Source organism: Ruegeria sp. HKCCD6604 (genome assembly GCF_013110635.1).
GTDB lineage: Bacteria > Pseudomonadota > Alphaproteobacteria > Rhodobacterales > Rhodobacteraceae > Ruegeria.
Genome location: NZ_WVQW01000003.1, coordinates 38,986 through 60,013, shown reverse-complemented (window position 1 = coordinate 60,013; position 21,028 = coordinate 38,986). Strand labels below are relative to the sequence as shown.

The following is a 21,028-nucleotide window of genomic DNA, read 5'->3' as shown; positions in this document are numbered from 1 at the left end:
CCATTTAAGCCTTAGTTTTTCTGCGGCAAATAAATAGCAATACTGATTTGCTTCGGCCAGTGGAACTCTGGAATTTTGGTGAAAACGCAATCGCATCGGAGGAGCCCGGATGTCGCGGCACTTTGAAAACCCAGTCAGGATGACCGACCCCGTCGTCGCAGAAGCTCTTGCAAACGAGAAAAAGCGCCAGCAGGACCAAATTGAGCTGATCGCGTCCGAAAATATCGTCAGCCGCGCGGTGCTGGATGCTCTTGGGCATGAGATGACCAACAAGACGCTTGAAGGGTATCCGGGAAACCGGTTCCACGGGGGTGGTCAGTTTGTCGACGTCGTCGAGCAGGCGGCAATTGACCGCGCCAGGGAACTGTTCGGATGCGACTATGCCAATGTTCAGCCCCATTCCGGCAGCCAGGCGAACCTTGCTGTTTTCTTTCTGCTGCTCAAGCCTGGTGACAGGGTCTTGTCGCTGGATCTGGCCGCCGGCGGTCATCTGAGTCACGGCCTGAAGGCCAACCTGTCGGGTCGCTGGTTCGAACCGCATCATTATGGTGTCGATGCCGAATCCGAGGTCATTGACTGCGATGCGCTGGAAAAACTGGCCGAGGAAATCCGGCCAAAGCTGCTGATCGCGGGTGGGTCTGCCTATCCACGGGAAATCGACTTCGAGCGCATGGGGCAAATCGCCAGGAAGGTCGGTGCGCATTTTCATGTGGACATGGCCCATATTGCCGGGCTGGTCGCCGCGGGCGTGCATCCTTCGCCTTTTCCGCATGCGGACATTGTGACGTGCACCACGACAAAAACACTGCGTGGTCCTCGTGGCGGGCTGATCCTCACCAACAACGAGGACTGGTTCAAGAGGCTGCAATCTGCGGTTTTCCCCGGCGTTCAGGGTTCGATCCACAGCCAGGTTCTGGCGGCCAAAGCAGTTTGCCTTGCCGAAGCGCTTACGGATGAATTCAAGGACTACGGAGCGCAGGTCAAAGCCAACGCCGCCAAACTTGCGGAAACCTTGCAGTCCCGGGGGTTGCGTATCGTGTCCGGTGGTACTGACACGCATCTGGTGCTCGTGGATCTCAGCCCCAAGGGTATCACAGGCAAACGCGCCGAGGTCGTTCTGGAGAAGGCCAATATCACAACCAACAAAAACGCGATCCCCAATGACAGCACGCGACCGCCAGAATGGGTTGGATTGCGCCTGGGCGTGAGCGCGGCAACGACCCGCGGAATGAAAGAGGCCGAGTTCGACCAATTGGCAAACGTGATTGCGGATTTGATCGAAGCTGAGGCCGCGGGTGATACCGGCGCGACAATTCTGCGCTGCAAAGCCTCGGTCGCAGCGTTGTGCAAATCGTTCCTCATCTACCCGACGTAGTCACTGCGTGCCCGGTGGCAGGGTCCATTGACCGCTCTGGACCATTGGTGTGAGGGCGTTACCGCTGCGCCATGGCAACGCGTGTCTGATTGGGTGTTTGGGCTGTACCATGTTTGCAAATTTTGGCATATTCGTGCAGTCCAAAACCAAAGGGCCGGTCAATGCTCGCACCCGAACGCCACGCCATCATACTGGAAGAAGTCTCGCGCCAGCCAGCGGTCTCGATCCGTTCGCTGACGGAACGGCTTGGTGTGTCACGGGAAACCGTGCGCAAGGATATTGAACAGTTGGCACTGGAGAACAAGCTTCATCAGGTGCGGGGCGGCGCGACCAGTATCCGCAGGCGGGAACCTCCGATGGCCGACCGGGCTCAAACCAACCCGAAAGGCAAGGAACGGATTGGAGCCTATGTGGCAAGCGTGATCCCGGACGGGGCCAGCGTGATAATCGACAGCGGGTCAACGACAGTGGCGGCGGCGCAGGCTCTGGCTACTGTGCGACAAAATCTTACCATATATACCAATGATTTGACGATTGCATCCGTGTTGGCTTCGGCGGTCGCCGAAGTCACGCTGCTGGGCGGGCGGCTGGATTTTTCAGAGAATGCCACATTGGGTTTGGACACGCTCGACCACCTGTCGCGATACAATGCGGAATATGCATTGATCGGGGTCGGCGGTGTGAGCTCTCGGGCATTGTTTACCGATTTCTCGCTGGAAGGCGCCAACTTGCGTCATATGATGATGCAGCGGGCGCAGCGGCCGCTGATCCTGGCTGATAGCAGCAAGTTCAACATGGTTGGTCCGATCGTGATGAAACCTCTGCCGGTGAAAGCGACTCTGGTGGTGGATGAGGAGTTGCCCAACAGCATAGCTGGCGCGCTGCAAAGCCAGCCCGTGGATATTGTGATCGCATGACGCAACAACAAGAAAAAAATTGCCAAAATTTGCAAAGTACAAATAGGTTGAAGGGAAATCCGAATCCCTGAGTACGGAGCGACCCAATGGCTGACACCAAACTTCCGCACAGCGCAGCATGTCATTGTCGGAGGCATCATCATTGGCTGCACGGTTGCGTATCATCTGACCGGAAAGTTGCATCGTGATGTGGTGCTTATTGAGCAGGGGCAACCAAGCCGTGGCACCACATGGCATGCGGCTGGTCTGAATTGTCAGTTGTGCAACCAACCCGCAATGACCAACCGGATCCGCCCCTCGCCGGGGTTGTATTGCCCAGCGGGTTTGAGCCCCCTAAACCGTTGCCGCCGCGATGCAGGTCAAGCTTTGGTCGGGCCACTGCATGCGCGCGCGCAAACAAGCGCTCTGAAAGCCGAATTGTGACGCAAGACAGATATTCAGCTCCTATCGTCGGGCCACAATGACACTACAGGCCGTTCTCATCGTATTGACCGCAGCCGTGTTGCACGCGCTCTGGAATGCGGTTGTCAAAGGCGCGCCCGACAAAGCGGTTGTTTTGGGGTTGGTGGCGCTTGGCCACGCCGTGCCTGCGCTGATTGCGTTGCCTTTTATCGGCTTGCCGGTTTGGGCGGCGTTCCCCTTCATCATCGGCTCGACCCTGATCCACTGGGGGTACTATTGGTTTCTCAACACCGCGTACAAACATGGAGATCTGTCGGTGGTGTACCCGATCTCACGCGGGATGACGCCAATCCTGGTCACGGTGGGTGCCATTCTTTTCGCGGGTGAGTTTCTGCCGCCGATCGCGTGGGTCGGCATTGTCTGCATCTCGGCTGGGATTGGGTGCCTGTCCCTGGTCGGGCTGGGCCGAAACACAAGCTGGGTCGCCGTGGCGGCGGCGTTTGGCACGGGTCTGATGATAGCGTCCTATTCGATTGTGGACGGCATTGGTATCCGGCTGTCCGGGAACATACTGGGATACATTGCGGCACTGTTCGTTGCCGAAATTTTTGTTGCCGGGTTTATCTTCGCGACCAGATGGCAGCGTTTCGTAGCGCTGCCCAGGCGTTATGTCTGGGCGGGTCTGACAGGCGGCGTCATCTCTGGCCTGGCGTATGGGCTGGTGCTGTATGCCAAGACGGTCGCGCCCTTGGGCGTTGTATCCGCGCTTAGGGAAAGTTCGGTTATCTTTGCATCGCTTATTGGTGTGATGTGGTTCGGCGAAGGGCCGAAATCCAACAGGCTTCTTGCAGCGACCATTGTCGCGATCGGGATCGGACTCCTTGCGATGACACGTTAAGCGTTTTTTGCGCCACTGCAGGAAAGTCTGAAGAATTCAGAGCCTTTGACATGCCCTGTTGATCTGTTGATCGTCATGGTCCCGTTCCGCGCTGATCATCTGGGGCAAGCGGATTTCATCTATAGGAAATGCTTATGACATCGAAGATATAATCGATTTTTATTGGCGTTTTTATCTGTCAAACTGCTGTCAAACAATCGTTGCACAATAATCGAGTTCGAACGCCGCGCAAGAATGGCGAAAATAACATTACTACCAACAGAGGATCACAATGAAACACAAAGCATCACTTCTCGCAGCTCTGACTATCGGTGCGCTGACGGCGACGGCGGCGGCATCGGAAACGGAATTGACAGTTTATACCGCAGTCGAGGCGGAAGACTTGGCTCGGTATGCCGAGACGTTCAATCAAAGCCATCCTGATATCAAGATCAATTGGGTTCGCGACTCGACCGGGATCATTACGGCGAAATTGCTGGCAGAACGTGATAATCCGCAGGCCGACGTTGTTTGGGGCCTGGCCGCCACGTCGCTGCTGCTGCTGAAATCAGAAGGTATGCTGGAGCCTTATGCGCCGGCCGGTGTGGAAAAGCTGGACAAAAAATTTGTTGATGGCGACAACCCCCCTGCCTGGGTCGGCATGGACGCCTGGGTTGCATCCGTCTGCTACAATACCGTCGAGGCCGAAAAGGCCGGGTTGACCCCGCCGACATCCTGGAAGGATCTCACCGATCCGATGTACAAAGATCAGGTGATCATGCCCAATCCGAACTCATCGGGCACCGGTTTCCTTGATGTATCCAGCTGGTTGCAGATGTTCGGTGAAGAAGGTGGTTGGGAATACATGGATGCGCTGCACGAGAACATCGCGCGTTACACCCATTCAGGTTCAAAACCCTGCAAACTGGCCGCAGCAGGCGAAATCCCGATCGGCATTTCTTTTGCGTTCCGCGGGGCAAAGTCCAAAGCTGACGGCGCGCCGCTTGAGATCATCGTGCCTTCTGAGGGCGTCGGCTGGGACATGGAAGCCACCGCAATTGTTGCTGGCACCGCCAATTTGGAGGCCGCGCAGAAGCTGGTGGACTTTACCGTCACCAAGGAAGCCAACGAGATGTACAACACCGGCTATGCAGTTGTCGCCTATCCGGGCGTTGCAAAACCGGTTGAGCACTTCCCAGAGGGTCTTCTGGATGCAATGATCGAAAATGATTTTGAGTTTGCCGCCAACAATCGCGCGGCAATCCTGAAGGAATGGCAGTCTCGCTATGACGGAAAGTCGGAAGCGAAGTAACCCCATTGGCAGGAGAGGCTTTAGTGCCTCTCCTGCGCACCAGTCTCTTGTTCCCCGAAAAACAACTTACTCACCCGGTTTCAACCGGCCAGGACCGGCCGCGCCCGAGGTGCAGATGTGAGGACTTCTCCCGTGCTTCAGAAAACACCACCCGGTGAACTGTATCTCAGCATCCAGAATTTGTGGAAAGCGTTTGGAAACTTTCTGGCGCTCAAGGACATCTCTTTGGAAATCAACGAGGGCGAGTTTGTCTGTTTCCTCGGCCCGTCCGGGTGCGGCAAGACCACTCTTTTGCGGGCAATCGCCGGATTGGATTTGCAGACCAAGGGTACGGTCATGCAGGATGGCAAGGACGTGTCCAATCTGCCCCCGTCCGAGCGTGATTTCGGGATCGTGTTTCAGTCCTACGCGTTGTTCCCAAATCTGACCATTGAAAAGAACATCGCTTTTGGCCTTGAAAACACCGGCCGCAGCAAATCGGATATCGCTGTTCGCGTAAACGAACTCTTGACCCTGGTTGGTCTGCCGGATCAGGGCAAGAAATATCCGGCGCAATTGTCAGGTGGTCAGCAGCAGCGGATTGCGCTGGCGCGTGCCATCGCGACCAACCCCGGACTTTTGCTGCTGGACGAACCCCTGTCGGCGCTGGACGCCAAAGTGCGTGTTCATCTGCGGCACGAGATCAAGGAGTTGCAGCGCAAGCTGGGTGTGACCACCGTGATGGTGACCCACGATCAGGAAGAAGCGCTGGCCATGGCAGACCGGATCGTGGTCATGAATCACGGAGTGATCGAACAGGTGGGGCCCCCTACCGAAATCTACCGGGAACCGGCCAATCTGTTCGTTGCCGACTTTATCGGTGAAATGAACCAGATCCGGTCACAGGTCACCAAAGGCGGACGTTTGAGCGTCGGGGAAAAGACCTTTGCCTGCCTGAGCCACAAGTTCAACGATGGAACCCCGATCATCGCGGCCATTCGACCCGAAGACATCATCCCTCATGAAGCTGGTTATCTCGACACGGGCGGCAATCGGAACTGCATAGAGGTGACGCTGGATGAGATGGAGTTCTTGGGTTCGTTCTGGCGCTGCCGCTTGAACAACGAGAAGTTCGGATCATCGGAACTTATCGCGGATTTCTCGATCAATGCCGTGCGTCGTCTGGAACTGGAAGAGGGGCGCAGCGTGGTGATTGAGCTTCCCGAGAACCGCCTTATGGCGTTTGAAGTGCCGGAGGCCAAGGCATGAGCTCGGTTTCTACCAATCAGGACAGCCTGCCTGTCGGGCCGGACATCAAGCCCAAGCTCAGCCGTGATGATATCCTGATGCGCGGCAGCATGATGGTGATCGCGCTGTATCTGGTCGTGACATTGGCGTTGCCGCTTTACACGATGCTGTCCAAGTCGTTTTCGACCTATCGGGTCGAGCTGTCCCAGTACGAGTTTCAGGTAAGTGACGACGCAGGCGTCTTCGACGGAACGATCCTGTCGGCAGACGAGTTGAACAGGCAATTGGGGGTCTATTCCGACTCTGATCTGGTGACGGGTTCGGACGGGCGCTTGCCGGTGACCGGACTCTTTCCTGATTTCAGCTTTCGCAGCCCGGTGATGTACAAGATCCGCAACACGACGGATACCGGGCGCTTTCTGGTCGGGTCGACATTGAATGAAGGCACCGATTGGGTCGAGCTTGATTCCAACACGTTCCGCCGGGTGCAAATGCGGCCGGTCCAGTCGCGAGGGCTGGACAATTTCATCAACTACTTCTCGACACCGGCATTGTTCAATTCGATCAAGAACTCGCTTTGGATCTCTGTTGTCAGTACCATTGTGACGGTGACACTGGCGTTTTGGTTCGCCTATGCGCTGAACCGAAGCTGCATGCGGTTCAAAGGTGTTTTTCGCCTCATTGCGATGGCACCGATCCTGGTTCCGTCGCTTTTGCCGGGCATCGCGTTGGTCTACCTGTTCGGCAATCAGGGCATGATCAAGGAGTTGCTGTTCGGTGCCAGCATTTACGGCCCCATAGGCATCGTGATCGGATCGGTTTTCTTTACCTTTCCGCACGCGTTCCTGATCATATCGACCGCGCTCGCGATATCTGACGCGCGCCTGTATGAAGCTGCGGCCAGCTTGCGGTCGACGCCATGGCGGACCTTCTGGACCGTAACCATCCCCGGGGCCCGCTATGGACTGATCTCGGCGGCCTTTGTCGTGTTCAACCTGGTGATCACCGATTTCGGATTGCCGAAGGTCATCGGTGGTCAATTCAACGTGCTTGCCGTGGATATCTACAAACAGGTGATCGGCCAGCAGAATTTTGAAATGGGCGCCGTGGTCTCTGTGGTTCTGGTCATTCCGGCCATTCTGGCTTTTGCCATCGACCGAATGGTTCAGTCCAAGCAGGTTGCGCTGCTTTCGGCGCGTTCCGTGCCATATCAGGCGACGCCAAACCCGAAAGCTGATCGCATATTCCTGATCTATTGCAGCCTGATCGGCCTGTTCATCGTTGGTCTTCTGGCTGTGTGTCAGTTTGCGGCGCTGATCAAGTTCTGGCCCTACGACCTGAGTCTGAGCCACAAGAACTATCAGTTCAACAGAATGGACGGCGGTGGCTGGGGGTCGTATTTCAACTCGATCAAACTGGCGTTGCTGACGGCAGTCATCGGCACGACGGTTGTGTTCTTCGGGGCCTATCTGGTGGAAAAATCAAACGGGTTCAGAACCGGTAGGTCGATTTTCCAGATGTTCGCGATGCTGCCCATGGCGATCCCAGGCATGGTATTGGGGCTGTCTTACATCTTCTTCTTCAACAACCCGTCCAATCCGCTGAACGGGATTTACGGCACGATGGCGATTTTGGTGATTTGCACTGTGACGCATTTCTACACCGTATCGCACCTGACGGCCGTCACCGCGCTCAAGCAAATGGACAGAGAATTTGAGTCAGTGTCTGCCTCGCTCAAACAGCCGACAATGAAGCTGTTTGCACGGGTAACGGTTCCGGTTTGTCTGCCGGCGGTGTTGGACATCTCAATCTATCTGTTCGTCAATGCGATGACGACCGTGTCGGCAGTGGTATTTCTTTACTCTCCCAAAACGACGCTTGCGTCCATCGCAGTGCTGAACATGGATGATGCCGGGGATATCGCGCCTGCGGCGGCGATGGGCATGATGATCTTTTACACCAACGCGGTTGCCCGGATCGTTCACCTGATTGCTTCAAAAGGCATTCTGAAGCGCACTCAGGCTTGGCGAAGCCGGTAGTCAAAGGAACCCTGCCCCCGCCGGTCAGGTATCGGCGGGGGGGCTTTTTTCTTCCAGCGCGCGCTGGGCGAAGTCCATGAAGGCCCGGATGATCTTTACGTTGCGCCGTTGCGACAGCGAAATCATGCTTTCACCCATTTGCAACTTCACGTCCTTGAGTTTGATTTGTCGCAACCGATCATCTTGCCCATACTCTGCCTGAGAGACAAATCCGATGCCTGCGCCCGAGGCCACAAGCTCGCGAACGGCCTCGCGCCCTTCCGCAACGATTGCAGGATTCAACGTGATACCGCGCCTTTCGGCTTCTTCTTCCAGTTTCTGACGTGTTTTTGACCCGTGCTCTCTGAATACCAGCGGCAGATCGGCCAGTTCTTCCAAAGAAAGCGAAGGTTTGGATGCCAACAGCACACCTTGGGCGGCAAAGGCCACGATTTCAGTGGACCCCAGGTTCAACACATCCATGTCCTTGCCGGGGGATAGGCTGCCGACAACACCGATCTCGGCATTGTACGACCGAAGTTCCTCCAGAATTTCTTCGGTGTTTCCGGACCGCACGGTGATGGTGATTTTGGGGTACTTCTTTTGAAACGACCCCAGGAAAGACGTCATATGATGCGCTGAATCAGCGATGATCCGCAATTCCCCGTCGATTGCGGCCTTGGTTTCCGAAAGATAGTCCTCGATCTGATCTTCGATCTCAAAATACTGCCTTGTGAACCGGTAAAGCTGTTCGCCTTCGGGGGTGAGGTTCACGCGTTTTCGTTCGCGCTGAAACAACAACAGGTCGTGATCCTGTTCCAGCTTTCGAACCTGTTCGGAAATCGCCGGCTGCGTCAGAAAAAGCGCCTCGGCCGCGCGGGAAAACCCGCCATGTTTGGCCACGTAGTGAAAGGCTTTGAGCTGGCTGTGCCGCATCACCGGTCCCCAATGATTTGTGCATAGGCTGCACTTATAATTAGATTGATATTTGCAATTTCACATATAGCAACCGTTGCTGCAATGGTGTTTGTGAAAACGCTGTTCTGGAGCCCGGTAATGACGCCATCCCATCCAAAAATCGAGCAACCGCGCCTCGGCGAACCATACCTTTTGACACCCGGTCCTTTGACAACGTCCTATGCCGTGAAAGAGGCCATGCTGAAGGACTGGGGCAGCTGGGACGACGACTTTCGCGCCATGACAAGAGAGCTGCGGTCAAGCCTGCTGGACCTGCTTGGTGACGGCGCCGACGCTTTCGATTGCGTGCCAATGCAAGGCAGCGGCTCCTTCTCGGTCGAAGCAATGCTGGCGTCGTTTATTCCGCCGGAAGGAAAGGCGCTGGTACTGGCCAATGGCGCCTATGGGCAACGTTCTGCGCAGACGCTACAGTATCTGGGCCGGGACCATATCGTGCTGGACAAGGGCGATTACCTGCCGCCACGGGGCGACGAGGTTGCGCGCATTCTCGCGGATGATCCGGCCATCACGCATGTTGTTGCCATTCACTGCGAAACCAGCTCGGGTATCTTGAACCCCGTCGAGGAAATATCCGAGGCCACATATGCAGCCGGCCGCAAGCTGTTGATCGACTCGATGTCGGCCTTCGGCGCGATCGAGCTCAGGCCCTCGGATATTCGATATGAAGCCATGGTGTCTTCGGCCAACAAGTGCATCGAGGGCGTTCCCGGATTTGGCTTCATTGTGGCGCGCAAGAACGAGCTGGAAGCCGCAAAGGGTAACAGTCATTCCCTGTCTCTGGATGTGCACGCCCAATGGGCGCACATGAACAAGACCGGTCAGTGGCGTTTTACCCCGCCGACGCACGTGGTCGCCGCCTTTATCGAAGCGCTTCGGGCGCATGCCGCTGAAGGTGGCGTTGCCGGCCGCGGCGCACGTTACACCCGCAACCGGGACGTCATGGTTGCAGGTATGCGTGAAATGGGTTTCGAAACGCTGCTGGACAATCGTTGGCTCAGCCCGATCATCGTCACGTTCTTCTGCCCCGCCGATGAGAAATTCGTATTCGATCGGTTCTACAACCTGATGAAGGACAAAGGGTTCATTATCTACCCGGGCAAGCTGACCGTCGTCGACAGTTTCCGCGTCGGATGCATCGGTCAGATGGACGAAGACGTCATGCGCAATGTCGTGCGCGCAGCAAAGGAATCCCTGGAAGAAATGGGCGTGACAAGCGCCGCTCCTCCTCTTCGTGCACTGGAAGAACGCGCCAAGCTGGCCGCTTAAACATCAAGGAAAATACAGATGACCATTCAAACCCCTGTCGAAGCAAATGAGCGCGTCTATCCGACGCCGAAGGTGCCTGCCATTGCCATCTGCCTTGATGGATGCGAGCCCGAATACCTTGATGTCGCGATTGCGAAAGGGCTGATGCCCAATCTCAAGCGGATACGCGAAGAGGGTACGGACCGACTGGCCCATTCCGTTATCCCGTCCTTCACCAACCCCAACAATCTTTCGATTGCCACCGGGCGCCCTCCGATCGTGCATGGCATCTGCGGCAACTACCTCATCGACCCTGACAGCGGCGAGGAAGTGATGATGAATGATGTCCGCTTCCTGCGTGCGCCGACCATTTTTTCCCAATTCTACGACGCGGGTTTCCGCGTGGCGATGGTAACCGCCAAGGACAAGCTGCGCGCGCTGTTGGGGGCCGGGCTAAAATTTGACGAGGGCAGGGCGGTTGCGTTTTCTTCCGAACGGTCGGGTGAAACGACGCTGGCGGAACATGGCATCGACAACGCCAGCAAATGGCTGGGCATGGACGTCCCCGAGGTCTACTCGGCAGAACTTTCCGAATTTGTCTTTGCCGCTGGCGTCAAGCTGCTGAAAGAGTTCAAGCCCGACGTGATGTATTTGTCGACCACCGACTATATCCAGCACAAGTTTGCACCCGATCAAAAAGGCGCTCTCGATTTCTATGCCATGTTCGACCGGTATCTGGGCGAACTGGATGAACTGGGTGCGGCCATCGTGGTGACCGCGGATCACGGCATGAAGCCCAAGCATTTGGCGGATGGATCCCCCTCGGTGGTGTACGTGCAGGACCTGATGGACGAATGGTTGGGCAAGGATGCGGCGCGGGTCATTCTTCCGATTACCGACCCATACGTTGTGCATCATGGCGCGTTGGGGTCTTTTGCAACCGCCTATTTGCCTGACGGAGCAGACCGGGACGACATAATCAGCAAGCTCAAGGCGACCAGCGGCATCACCCATGTGCTGACCAAGGCCGAGGCGATCGAGCAATTCGAATTGCCGGGCGACCGCATTGGCGACATCGTGATGGTTTCCGGTGAAAACATCTGCATCGGCACGTCCGAGCATCGCCATGATCTGGCAGCACTCAAAGAACCTTTGCGCAGCCATGGTGGTTTGACCGAACAGGAAGTTCCCTTCATCGTGAACCGTGTCATCGACCTGCCAAACCAACCCGTGCTGCGCAATTTCGATGCCTTCTTCTACGCAACAACAGCGGCGGCACAGTAAGCTATGAAAGATCAGACCATGTCGAAAATCGAAGTACGCAACGAGGGAATGCGGATCGGTGGCGAGATTGTCTTTACAGACGACACCGTTCCCGTTCTCTACCCGTACACAAACGAGGTTGTGGGTCACGTACCAGCCGGTACAGCCGAACATGCGCGCCGGGCGTTCGAGATTGCGGCGAATTTCAAACCCAAGCTGACCCGATACGAGCGCAGCCAGATCCTGCAACGGGCGGGCGAGTTGATCGGCGAAAAGCGCGATTATCTTGCGAAATGGCTGACGCTGGAGTTGGGGATCTGTCACCAGCATGCGATCTACGAAACCAAGCGCGCGCAGGACGTGTATCAATTCGCGGCGGCCGAGGCATTGAAGGATGATGGTGAGATCTTCTCCTGCGACCTGACCCACAACGGCAAGGCCCGCAAGATTTTCACCACCCGAGAGCCAGTGAAAGCAATCAGCGCAATCACGCCGTTCAATCACCCGCTGAACATGGTCAGCCACAAGATCGCGCCGTCGATTGCCACCAACAATTGCATGGTTTGCAAACCGACCGAGCTGACGCCGCTGACCGCATTGACACTGGCTGACATACTCTATGAGGCCGGCTTGCCGCCCGAGATGTTCCAGGTCGTGACAGGTTGGCCCGGTGACATTGGCGACGAAATGATCACCAATGAACACATCGATATCATCACCTTCACCGGCGGTGTGCCCGTGGGCAAGATGATCGCCGAAAAGGGCGTCTACAAGCGTCAGGCGCTGGAACTTGGCGGCAACGACCCTCTGATCGTACTGAATGACCTGAGTGAGGCCGATCTGGACAAGGCGGCAGCCATTGCGGTGGCGGGGGCTACCGGAAATTCCGGCCAGCGTTGCACGGCGGTCAAGCGCATTCTCGTGCAGGAAAGCGTGGCCGATACATTCGTGCCGCTGGTTCTTGAGAAGGCCAGGAAGATCAAGTTCGGCGATCCTCAAGACCCGGAAACCGAACTTGGATGCGTGATCCATGACAAGGCCGCCGAGGTTTTTGAAAACCGCGTTTTTCAGGCGGAAAAAGAAGGTGCTGAAATTCTGTACCACCCCGGTCGCCAGGGTGCGCTGCTGCCGCCTATCGTGGTCGACAAGGTGCCCCATGACAGCGAATTGGTGATGGAGGAAACCTTTGGACCCATCGTGCCGATCGTTCGCGTGCCGGACAACGACGAAGAGGTGATGGCAATTTCAAACGGAACCGAGTTCGGCCTGTCTTCGGGTGTCTGCACAAACGATCTGAACCGGGCGATTGCCTTCATCAACGGGTTGAACGTCGGCACCTGCAACATCTGGGAACAGCCGGGTTACCGCATTGAAATGTCGCCCTTTGGCGGCATCAAGGACAGTGGAAACGGGGTGAAGGAAGGCGTCATCGAAGCGATGAAGTTTTTCACCAACGTCAAAACCTATTCGCTGCCGTGGCCTAACTGAGTCTGTTGCCCTTACCCCTTATGCGGAACGGGCAACACAGTTCCTCAATGGTACTGGCGGGCCTTGCGTGGTCCGCATCTTTTGATGATGGCAAAGAGGAGCGGCGATGCCACAAATTGTCCACACTGAAGGGGAATCAAACACGTCCGAGGCGCGCAAGGCGTGGCTGCAAAAGTCGATGGGGCCGAAATCATCGCCATTGCTCGAACGTGATGCGAACGTGTTCCTGCATCAATCTCTGTCCTCACCCTGCGTCAGCACCATTGCAAAGGCCGAAGGGCTCTGGATCGAAGATATCGAGGGCCGCCGGTACATGGATTTCCACGGCAACTCGGTGCACCACATCGGGTATGGCCATCCCCGCTTGGTAGCCGCCATAAAGGCACAGCTTGACGATCTGCCCTTTGCGCCCCGCCGCTTTACCAATGATCCGGCGGTGGAACTGGCTGAAAAACTGGCAGAGATCGTGCCTGGTGATCTGGGCAAAATGCTCTTTACCACCGGCGGCTCTGACGCCAACGAGGTTGCCCTCAGGATCGCGCGCGCCGCTACGGGTCGGTTCAAAACGATCAGCTTCTGGGATGCTTTCCATGGCGCGGGGTTCGGCGCTGCAAGTGTCGGCGGAGAGGCGACCTTTCGCAGTCACATTGCGGGGCCCCTTTTGTCCGGTACCGAACATGTCGCCCCCTTTGCCTGCTATCGATGCCCGTACAATCATGCGGGCCCCGAAACCTGCGGGCTGGCCTGTGCGAAAATGGTGGAATATGTCCTCGAGCGCGAAGGAGATGTGGCGGCGGTCATTGCGGAACCGATGCGCGCCGTGCCCTATGTCCCGCCGCCGGGGTTCTGGAAGACGGTGCGCGAGGCATGCAACCGTCACGGGGCGCTGTTGATCATGGATGAAATCCCGACGGGTCTTGGCAAGACGGGCAGGATGTTCGCCTTTGAACATGACGAGATCATCCCGGACATCGTGACACTTGGGAAGGCGCTTGGCGGCGGCATCCTGCCTATTGCCGCCTGTGTCGCCCGCAAACAGCTGGATGTCTGCGGGGATTATGCCATCGGGCATTACACGCACGAAAAGAACCCGGTCACCGCCCGGGCCGCTTTGACGACGATCCAGATCATCGAAGACGAAGGCCTGGTTCGCCGGTCAGCCGAATTGGGTGAACATGCCATTGGTCGCTTGATGGATGAACTTCAGAACGTTCCGATTGTCGGAGACATCCGGGGACGGGGCCTGATGTTCGGGATCGAAATCGTGGATGATCGCGCCGACAAAACACCGGGAAACGCGTGCGCCGAACGGATCTACTATGCCTGCCTCGAGGCCGGTCTGAGCTATAAGATCAGCCAGGGGTGCGTTCTGACATTGTCACCGCCGCTGACCATCTCGCGTTTGGAGTTGGACCGCGCAATCGACATCGTAATTGCTGCAATCAAGGCCGAGAGTTGACGCCCCTTACCGATCTCGTGTCACAATAGAGGATCAGGGGCCGCGTCCTTCCGGGCGCCCTTGGCCAAGTTCATAGGTGACGGATGTTCCGCCAAAGCGCGGTCAAGTGCTTGCGGTGAAGCTCACAGGAGTTTACGCCTTGTAGGCCAAAAATGGGATGTATCCCTTCCCAATCGCGGCCGGTAACATGAATAATACAATGCGCCGCGACAAGCTGGGCCAAAAAGAATAACGGGGTAGAGTATGGCAATTGTCAGCTTCCTTATCAGCCTTGCCGGGGCGACGATGCTGCTGCTTTACGCGGTTCGTATGGTGCGAACCGGGATCGAGCGCAGCTATGGGGCGTCGTTCCAGCGGGTAATGACCCAACAACGCAGCTACCTTCAGGCCTCGGTGGTTGGGTTGACGATGGCGGTCGTGCTGCAAAGCTCGGCGGCCGTTGCTCTGTTGACCTCGGGGTTTGCGGCCAGTGGAATGCTCAGTTTTCCTGCCGGCCTTGCGATTGTTCTTGGCGGCGATCTGGGGTCGGCGCTGATCATCCAGATTCTTTCGTTCCGGCTGGACTGGCTTGTTCCGATGCTGTTGGCGGTTGGGGGGTATCTGTTCGTAAAGACCGACGCCAAAAAAACCCGGCAAATGGGGCGCATCCTGATGGGCGTGGCCTTTATCCTGATCTCGCTTCGGTTCCTTCGCGAGGCAATGGATCCCATTCGGGACAGCGCGTTTCTGCCCGCGGTGGCGGATTATCTGGCGCGCGATTATATCACCGCGTTTCTGGTCGGGGGCGCCTTGGCTTTCATCATGCATTCCTCGGTGGCGGCCATCCTCATGTGTGTCACCCTTGTGCAGATCGGAGCGATCCCGTTCGCCGCCGGGATGTCTTTGGTGTTTGGCGCGAATTTCGGCTCTGCCTTCATTCCGGTCTGGCTCACCCGTGCCATGCCAGTCCAGGCCCGGCGCATTCCATATGCCAACCTGGCATTGCGTGGCAGTTGGGCTTTGGTGAGTTTGTTTGCCGCCAACATGGCTTTGCGGACCGGGTTGTTAGGAGACCCGCAAGGCGGGCAGATGCTGGTCAATGTGCATGTTTTGTTCAACCTGTCACTGCTGCTTCTGGCCTTGCCATTTTGCGGGAGATTGAAAGTTCTGTTCGAAAGGTTTTTGCCGGATCAGAAGAAGGAACTGGTTCCGCAACCGGCACGACCGGCCAGCGCATTGGACATAGGCAATGTGGCAAATCCCAGCCAGGCCCTACCAAGCCTCAAACGTGAGCTGCTGCGGATGAGCGACCTTGTCGAAACCATGTTCCGGCCTTGCCTGGAATTGTATCGCAGTGGCGACAAACAACAGATTCGAGCGGTACAAGCCATCGACGAAGACGTGAACAATTGCCTGTCCGGGATCAGAGCATTCGTTTCGGCGATTCCGCCGGATGTATATGATAAAAAGGACGAAAAATCCGCGCGCGACCTTATGGAATTCGCTATCCGGCTGGAGACGGCCGGTGATGTCGTGGCCAAGCGCTTGACCGTGTTGGCGGGTGAAATGCGAGCCAAAGGCTCGAGCTTCTCGCAGGAAGGCTGGTCGGAACTTGTTCAGATGCACGAGGGTATTCTGGCCAACATGAAGCTGGCATCAAACGTGCTTATTTCAGACGATCTGGAAAGCGCGCGCCTGCTGAGCCTTGAGAAGACCGAAATCAAACGGGTGGAACGTGAAAGCCGAAAACGACATCTGCGCCGATTGCAGCACGGGTCACGGGAAAGCTTCGAAACCAGTGATATTCATCTTGAGACGTTGCGGGCGTTGCGGGAGTTCAACAGCCATATCGCATCTATTGCTTACCCGGTGCTGTACCAGAATGGCCAGCTTCTCGAGACGCGGCTGATCGACGAAATTGCGAAATAGTCGGATGGTTCTCTGATAAAAACCTGAAAAAGCAAAGGAATGATGCTACACTTCTGATGACGGCAGCGAACAGGAGCCGGACTCGATGCAAGCACGGGTAAAGAAAACAGGAAGATCGAAACGCGAAGCAACAAAATGGCTTCAGTTTCGAAATTCGGTTTTGCGGCTTTTCGGCGTCGATGGAAGCTTCCGCCCAGAGCGCGGCGCAGAAGGCGGAATCCAAAAGGTCGCGGTCGAAAAGGCAACCACGTTTTACCTGCCTTGAAGCTGAATTGCGCGACGGTTTTTGGGGGCGTTCCCAGACCTGATCCTTGAAAAATTCTATGAAAATCAATTCCGTGGAGTTTGGCGGGCCAAATCGTAGCTTGGGAACATGTTCGAGTGAATCTTTCGCTTGGTGCGTTCAAAGCTTTGCAACAAAGCCCACACCAGACGGCAAGTCCCACCCGGGGAACCGATCTCAAAAGGAAGGAATGGGCAGGGCGTTACTGCGTTTGATTTCGCGCAGAACGACATTTGTTTGCGCGCTTTCCACCGCCGGCAGGCGAAACAGGAATTCTTCAAGAAAAACGTTGTAAGCCCCGATATCCTTGCAGATCACCCGCATGTGGTAATCTGCCTGCCCGGTCGTTGCGTAGCATTCCATAACTTCCGGGCGCTTCTCGATCGCTGCAATGAAGCGTTCAAGATGTTCCGGATTGTGCCGGGTCAGATGAACATGCACCAGGGCCTGAAACGAAAGCCCGGCGTGTTCAGGCGACAATTCGGCACGGTACTGCGAAATCAGGCCGGCCTCTTCAAACACGCGGATTCGACGCCAACAGGCAGAGGATGACATGCCCACCCGTTCTGCAAGGTCAGCATTTGAGATGCGGCAATCCTTTTGAAGCAGCGCGAGAAGTTGGCAGTCACGTGAGTCGAGAAGCATTTGAGAAAAATACCCCATAACGCGACAAAAGAAGAGAGAATTTTTCAAAAATATCCGGAAATAGCGGGAAGCTAGAACAGATTCCTCAAAGGAGTCCGGTAAAATACCCAGAAAAGGCGAGGCATCCATGACTGACCAGTCCCTGAAATTCGATACTTACGCCCTGTCGGACCGATACAAAGCCTCAGAGGGTCGTGTTTTCCTGACGGGAACGCAAGCTCTGGTGCGCATCATGTTGGACCAGGCCCGCAGGGACGCAGCAGCGGGAAACAACACGGCCGGGTTCATCTCCGGATATCGGGGGTCTCCTCTTGGTGGTTTGGATCTGGAGCTGTGGCGAGCGAAAGAGGAAACCGAGGCGGCCAGGATCACATTCATGCCGGCCGTAAACGAAGACCTCGGCGCCACAGCGGTTCTTGGTGCCCAGCAGGCCTCGCTTGATCCCGATTGTGAAGTCGAGGGCGTGTTTTCGATGTGGTACGGGAAGGGCCCCGGAGTTGACCGTTCAGGGGACGCGTTGCGCCATGGCAATGCCTATGGCTCGTCGCCGAAGGGCGGGGTTCTGGTTGTCGCGGGTGACGATCATGGCTGCGTGTCTTCTTCAATGCCGCATCAGTCCGACGTCGCCTTCATGACCTGGTTCATGCCAACGCTGAACCCGGCCAACGTGGCTGAATACCTGGAGTTCGGCGAATACGGGATCGCGCTGAGCCGATACTCGGGCACCTGGGTCGGGTTCAAGGCGATTTCGGAAACCGTGGAAAGCGGGCAATCCGTGCAGTTGAAGCCGGACCGAAAATTTACCTTGCCGGAAATAGATCTGCCGCCGGGCGGCTTGCACGTGCGCAGCGCCGATTTGCCAAGCCCGGCCATCGAGACGCGGATCGAACACAAGTTGCGGGTAGTCGAGGCTTTTGTCGAGGCGAACCCGATCGACCGGCGCATCTATGACATCAAGGATGCCCCATTCGGGATTGTCACAACGGGCAAAAGCCATCTGGACCTGATGGAAGTGCTGCGTCTTCTGGGGCTTGACGAAAACGGATGCCGCCGTTTGGGCATCGACATCTACAAGGTGGGGATGGTTTGGCCTTTGGCGCGGCGCGATGCGTTGTCTTTCGTCCGTGGCAAAAAAGAGGTGCTGGTCGTCGAGGAAAAACGCGGGATCATTGAAAGCCAGTTCAAGGAATATTTCTATGACTGGCCGGGGGACAAACCCGAAAAGATGGTCGGAAAACACCGCGCAGCGGGCGATCCGTTGATTCCCTGGACCGGAGAGTTGAGCCCGTTGAACCTGATTCCGGTCGTTGCAGAGCGACTCGACCGTTTTTTCCCGGAAGAGGGATTTCTGGAAAAGGCGAAGGCGCTGACGGACGAACCGCCATCCGTTCTGAATGTTCCGGGTGCGGTCAGGGCTCCGTATTTTTGCTCGGGTTGTCCCCACAACACATCCACCAAAATCCCGGATGGAAGCACGGCTGCGTCAGGCATCGGCTGTCACGTGATGGCAAGTTGGATGAACCGCAACACGGTCGGTTATGCGCAGATGGGGGGCGAAGGTGTGCCGCATGTTGTTGCCTCGAAATACAATGGCAACAAACATATCTTTCAAAACCTTGGCGAGGGCACTTGGTATCATTCCGGGTCGCTTGCCATTCGCCAGGCCGTGGCAGCGGGTACGAACATCACTTACAAGATCCTGTACAATGACGCAGTGGCAATGACGGGGGGGCAGCCTGTTGATGGCCCTATCAGCGTTTCCGGGATCGCCCAGACCTGCCGCGCGGAAGGTGTCGACCGGATCGCCTTGGTTTCAGACGATATAACGAAGTTCGATTCCAGCGATTTTCCGGCACGAACGAGCTTTCACCCCCGGGAAGAGATGGATGCCGTGCAGCGTGAGCTGCGTGACATCCAAGGTGTGACGGTTTTGATTTACGAGCAGACCTGCGCCACCGAGAAACGTCGTCGCCGCAAGCGTGGCAAAACAGAAGACCCCAAGCGGTTTGCTTTCATCAACCCCGCGGTGTGCGAAGGCTGCGGCGATTGCTCGGTCGAAAGCAACTGTCTGAGTATCGAACCCCTGGAAACCCCACTGGGCCGCAAGCGAAAGGTCAACCTGAACTCGTGCAACAAGGACTTTTCCTGCCTGAACGGGTTTTGCCCCAGTTTCATTACCGTGGAAGGGGCGGTGCGGCGAAAGGAACCCAGGCAGAAACTGGATATCCCGTCGCTTCTTGCCAAGGTTCCCGACCCGCAGCTTCCTGACCTGCACGCGCCGTACGATCTTTTGGTCGGTGGGGTCGGCGGCACCGGTGTCGTAACGGTGGGCGCCGTTCTGACGATGGCGGCGCATTTGGAAGGCAAAGGCGCCAGCGTGCTGGATTTCACCGGGTTCGCCCAGAAATTCGGTACGGTTGTCGGCTATGTTCGCATTGCCCGCACGCCCGAAGAAATCAATCAGGTCCGAATTGAGGCCAAAAGCGCCGACGCCGTCATCGGGTGTGACGTGGTCGTGTTTTCGGCGCCCAAAGCCTCGGTTCACTATCGCAAGGGCACAAAAGTAGTACTGAACCGTGCCGAAATGCCAACTGGCGACCTTGTTTTGCACCGCGATGCCCAGCTCAAGGTCGACGAAAGAGAAGCGCTGATACGCCGGACCGTCGGCGAAGAAAATGTCTTCGCGTTGGATGCAAACCAGTTGGCCGTGGATTTGCTGGGGGATTCGGTCTTTGCCAATACCTTGCTGTTTGGTGTCGCGTGGCAGCTGGGGAACATTCCGATCAGTGAGGTTGCAATCAAACAGGCGATCAAGCTCAATGGAACCGCGATCGAGGCCAACATCATGGCCTTTGATCTGGGGCGGGTGATCGCTGCAAACCCACAGATGCTGAATGCGAGGGAAAAGAGCTTCTCGCAAGAAACATCGCAGCAGATAATCGATTACCGGTCCGATGAATTGGCGACCTATCACGATGACGCTTATGCGCAACAGTACCGGGATCGCCTGGCCCGTCTGTCCGCAGCACTGCCTGACCAGATACGCGAGGAAGCGCTTTCGCTTGCGGCAAAATCCCTGTTTCGCCTCATGGCAATCAAAGACGAATACGAGGTTGCTCGGTTGCTGACATCGCAACAATTCGAGAAACAATTGCGGTCCGAGTTCGAAGGGGATTTTCGGATCAAATACCACCTCGCGCCACCGGTTCTGAGCGGTCGCAAGGATGCACGCGGGCGACCGCGTAAGCGAAGCTATGGTGGTTGGATGACCCCCGTTCTGAGGCTTCTTTCGCGTGCACGCAGGCTTCGCGGCGGCTGGCTTGATCCATTCCGGTTATCAAGGGACCGCAAGCTTGAAAACGAAACCCTGGCCTGGTTTTTGGCTGTCTTGGATCGCATCGAAGAAGTCAGCCCCGAGCTGGAGGCGGAAACCTGCCTGAAGATCCTGTCAGCGCCGCTGGATATCCGCGGTTTTGGCCCGGTGCGCGAAGCAGCAACACAAACCGTACGTGCAGATGTAGATGCCATGCTGAACGTGATCGGAGAACAGCGAAGGGATGCGCAGGGCGCCGCTTCTCACAAGGTTTGATTGTTCTTTCGGGAAACTGTCTGGAAACGCGGATTGTACGCG

15 protein-coding genes are annotated in these 21,028 nt (G+C 56.5%); 13 read left to right on the top strand and 2 right to left on the bottom strand.

The annotated features are described in order from the left end of the window. Nucleotides 1-109 precede the first annotated feature (109 nt). From glyA to GS614_RS10275, 7 genes are all read left to right on the top strand, one after another. Nucleotides 110-1,375, top strand: coding sequence for a serine hydroxymethyltransferase (gene glyA, locus GS614_RS10305; protein WP_171363230.1), 1,266 nt, complete (start codon nucleotides 110-112; stop codon nucleotides 1,373-1,375). A gap of 161 nt (nucleotides 1,376-1,536) precedes the next feature. Next, on the top strand, nucleotides 1,537-2,292 hold the full coding sequence (locus GS614_RS10300) for a DeoR/GlpR family DNA-binding transcription regulator (protein WP_171726194.1): 756 nt from the start codon (nucleotides 1,537-1,539) through the stop codon (nucleotides 2,290-2,292). A 57-nt stretch (nucleotides 2,293-2,349) separates the two neighbouring features. Beyond that, nucleotides 2,350-2,715, top strand: coding sequence for an FAD-dependent oxidoreductase (locus tag GS614_RS22450; protein WP_371809399.1), 366 nt, complete (start codon nucleotides 2,350-2,352; stop codon nucleotides 2,713-2,715). A gap of 37 nt (nucleotides 2,716-2,752) precedes the next feature. Continuing rightward, on the top strand, nucleotides 2,753-3,592 hold the full coding sequence (locus GS614_RS10290) for a DMT family transporter (RefSeq protein WP_171170204.1): 840 nt from the start codon (nucleotides 2,753-2,755) through the stop codon (nucleotides 3,590-3,592). 271 nt (nucleotides 3,593-3,863) lie between these two features. After that, on the top strand, nucleotides 3,864-4,883 hold the full coding sequence (locus GS614_RS10285) for a putative 2-aminoethylphosphonate ABC transporter substrate-binding protein (RefSeq protein WP_171118362.1): 1,020 nt from the start codon (nucleotides 3,864-3,866) through the stop codon (nucleotides 4,881-4,883). 132 nt (nucleotides 4,884-5,015) lie between these two features. Next, on the top strand, nucleotides 5,016-6,131 hold the full coding sequence (locus tag GS614_RS10280) for a putative 2-aminoethylphosphonate ABC transporter ATP-binding protein (RefSeq protein WP_371807901.1): 1,116 nt from the start codon (nucleotides 5,016-5,018) through the stop codon (nucleotides 6,129-6,131). Continuing rightward, nucleotides 6,128-8,149, top strand: a complete 2,022-nt coding sequence (locus GS614_RS10275; protein ID WP_171726193.1) for a putative 2-aminoethylphosphonate ABC transporter permease subunit — start codon at nucleotides 6,128-6,130, stop codon at nucleotides 8,147-8,149. Before GS614_RS10280 ends, GS614_RS10275 begins: the two co-directional genes overlap by 4 nt. 24 nt (nucleotides 8,150-8,173) lie before the next feature. Here the strand turns inward: GS614_RS10275 and GS614_RS10270 are convergent, their stop codons facing one another. Continuing rightward, nucleotides 8,174-9,064, bottom strand: a complete 891-nt coding sequence (locus GS614_RS10270; protein ID WP_171726192.1) for a LysR substrate-binding domain-containing protein — start codon at nucleotides 9,062-9,064, stop codon at nucleotides 8,174-8,176. A gap of 120 nt (nucleotides 9,065-9,184) precedes the next feature. Here GS614_RS10270 and GS614_RS10265 point away from each other — a divergent pair, with 120 nt between their 5' ends. The 5 genes from GS614_RS10265 to GS614_RS10245 all read left to right on the top strand — a co-directional run bounded on the left by GS614_RS10265 (nucleotide 9,185) and on the right by GS614_RS10245 (nucleotide 16,469). Then, nucleotides 9,185-10,372, top strand: a complete 1,188-nt coding sequence (locus GS614_RS10265; protein ID WP_171726191.1) for a 2-aminoethylphosphonate--pyruvate transaminase — start codon at nucleotides 9,185-9,187, stop codon at nucleotides 10,370-10,372. Nucleotides 10,373-10,390: 18 nt separating this feature from the next. Further along, entirely contained in the window at nucleotides 10,391-11,635 is a 1,245-nt protein-coding gene (phnA, locus tag GS614_RS10260; RefSeq protein WP_171363226.1) for a phosphonoacetate hydrolase, read from the top strand. Between the two features lie 18 nt (nucleotides 11,636-11,653). Next, a complete protein-coding gene (gene phnY / locus GS614_RS10255) occupies nucleotides 11,654-13,102 on the top strand; it encodes a phosphonoacetaldehyde dehydrogenase (protein WP_171229476.1) in 1,449 nt (482 codons plus the stop codon). Nucleotides 13,103-13,208: 106 nt separating this feature from the next. Then, nucleotides 13,209-14,561, top strand: coding sequence for an aspartate aminotransferase family protein (locus GS614_RS10250; RefSeq protein WP_171726190.1), 1,353 nt, complete (start codon nucleotides 13,209-13,211; stop codon nucleotides 14,559-14,561). A 243-nt stretch (nucleotides 14,562-14,804) separates the two neighbouring features. Beyond that, nucleotides 14,805-16,469 carry a Na/Pi cotransporter family protein gene (locus tag GS614_RS10245; protein WP_171726189.1) on the top strand — a complete coding sequence of 555 codons (1,665 nt, stop codon included), beginning with the start codon at nucleotides 14,805-14,807 and terminating at the stop codon, nucleotides 16,467-16,469. A 460-nt stretch (nucleotides 16,470-16,929) separates the two neighbouring features. Here the strand turns inward: GS614_RS10245 and GS614_RS10240 are convergent, their stop codons facing one another. Continuing rightward, entirely contained in the window at nucleotides 16,930-17,397 is a 468-nt protein-coding gene (locus tag GS614_RS10240) for an Lrp/AsnC family transcriptional regulator (protein ID WP_171641016.1), read from the bottom strand. A gap of 127 nt (nucleotides 17,398-17,524) precedes the next feature. Between GS614_RS10240 and GS614_RS10235 the strand changes: the two genes are divergently transcribed. Continuing rightward, on the top strand, nucleotides 17,525-20,986 hold the full coding sequence (locus GS614_RS10235; protein WP_171726188.1) for an indolepyruvate ferredoxin oxidoreductase family protein: 3,462 nt from the start codon (nucleotides 17,525-17,527) through the stop codon (nucleotides 20,984-20,986). Nucleotides 20,987-21,028 lie beyond the last annotated feature (42 nt).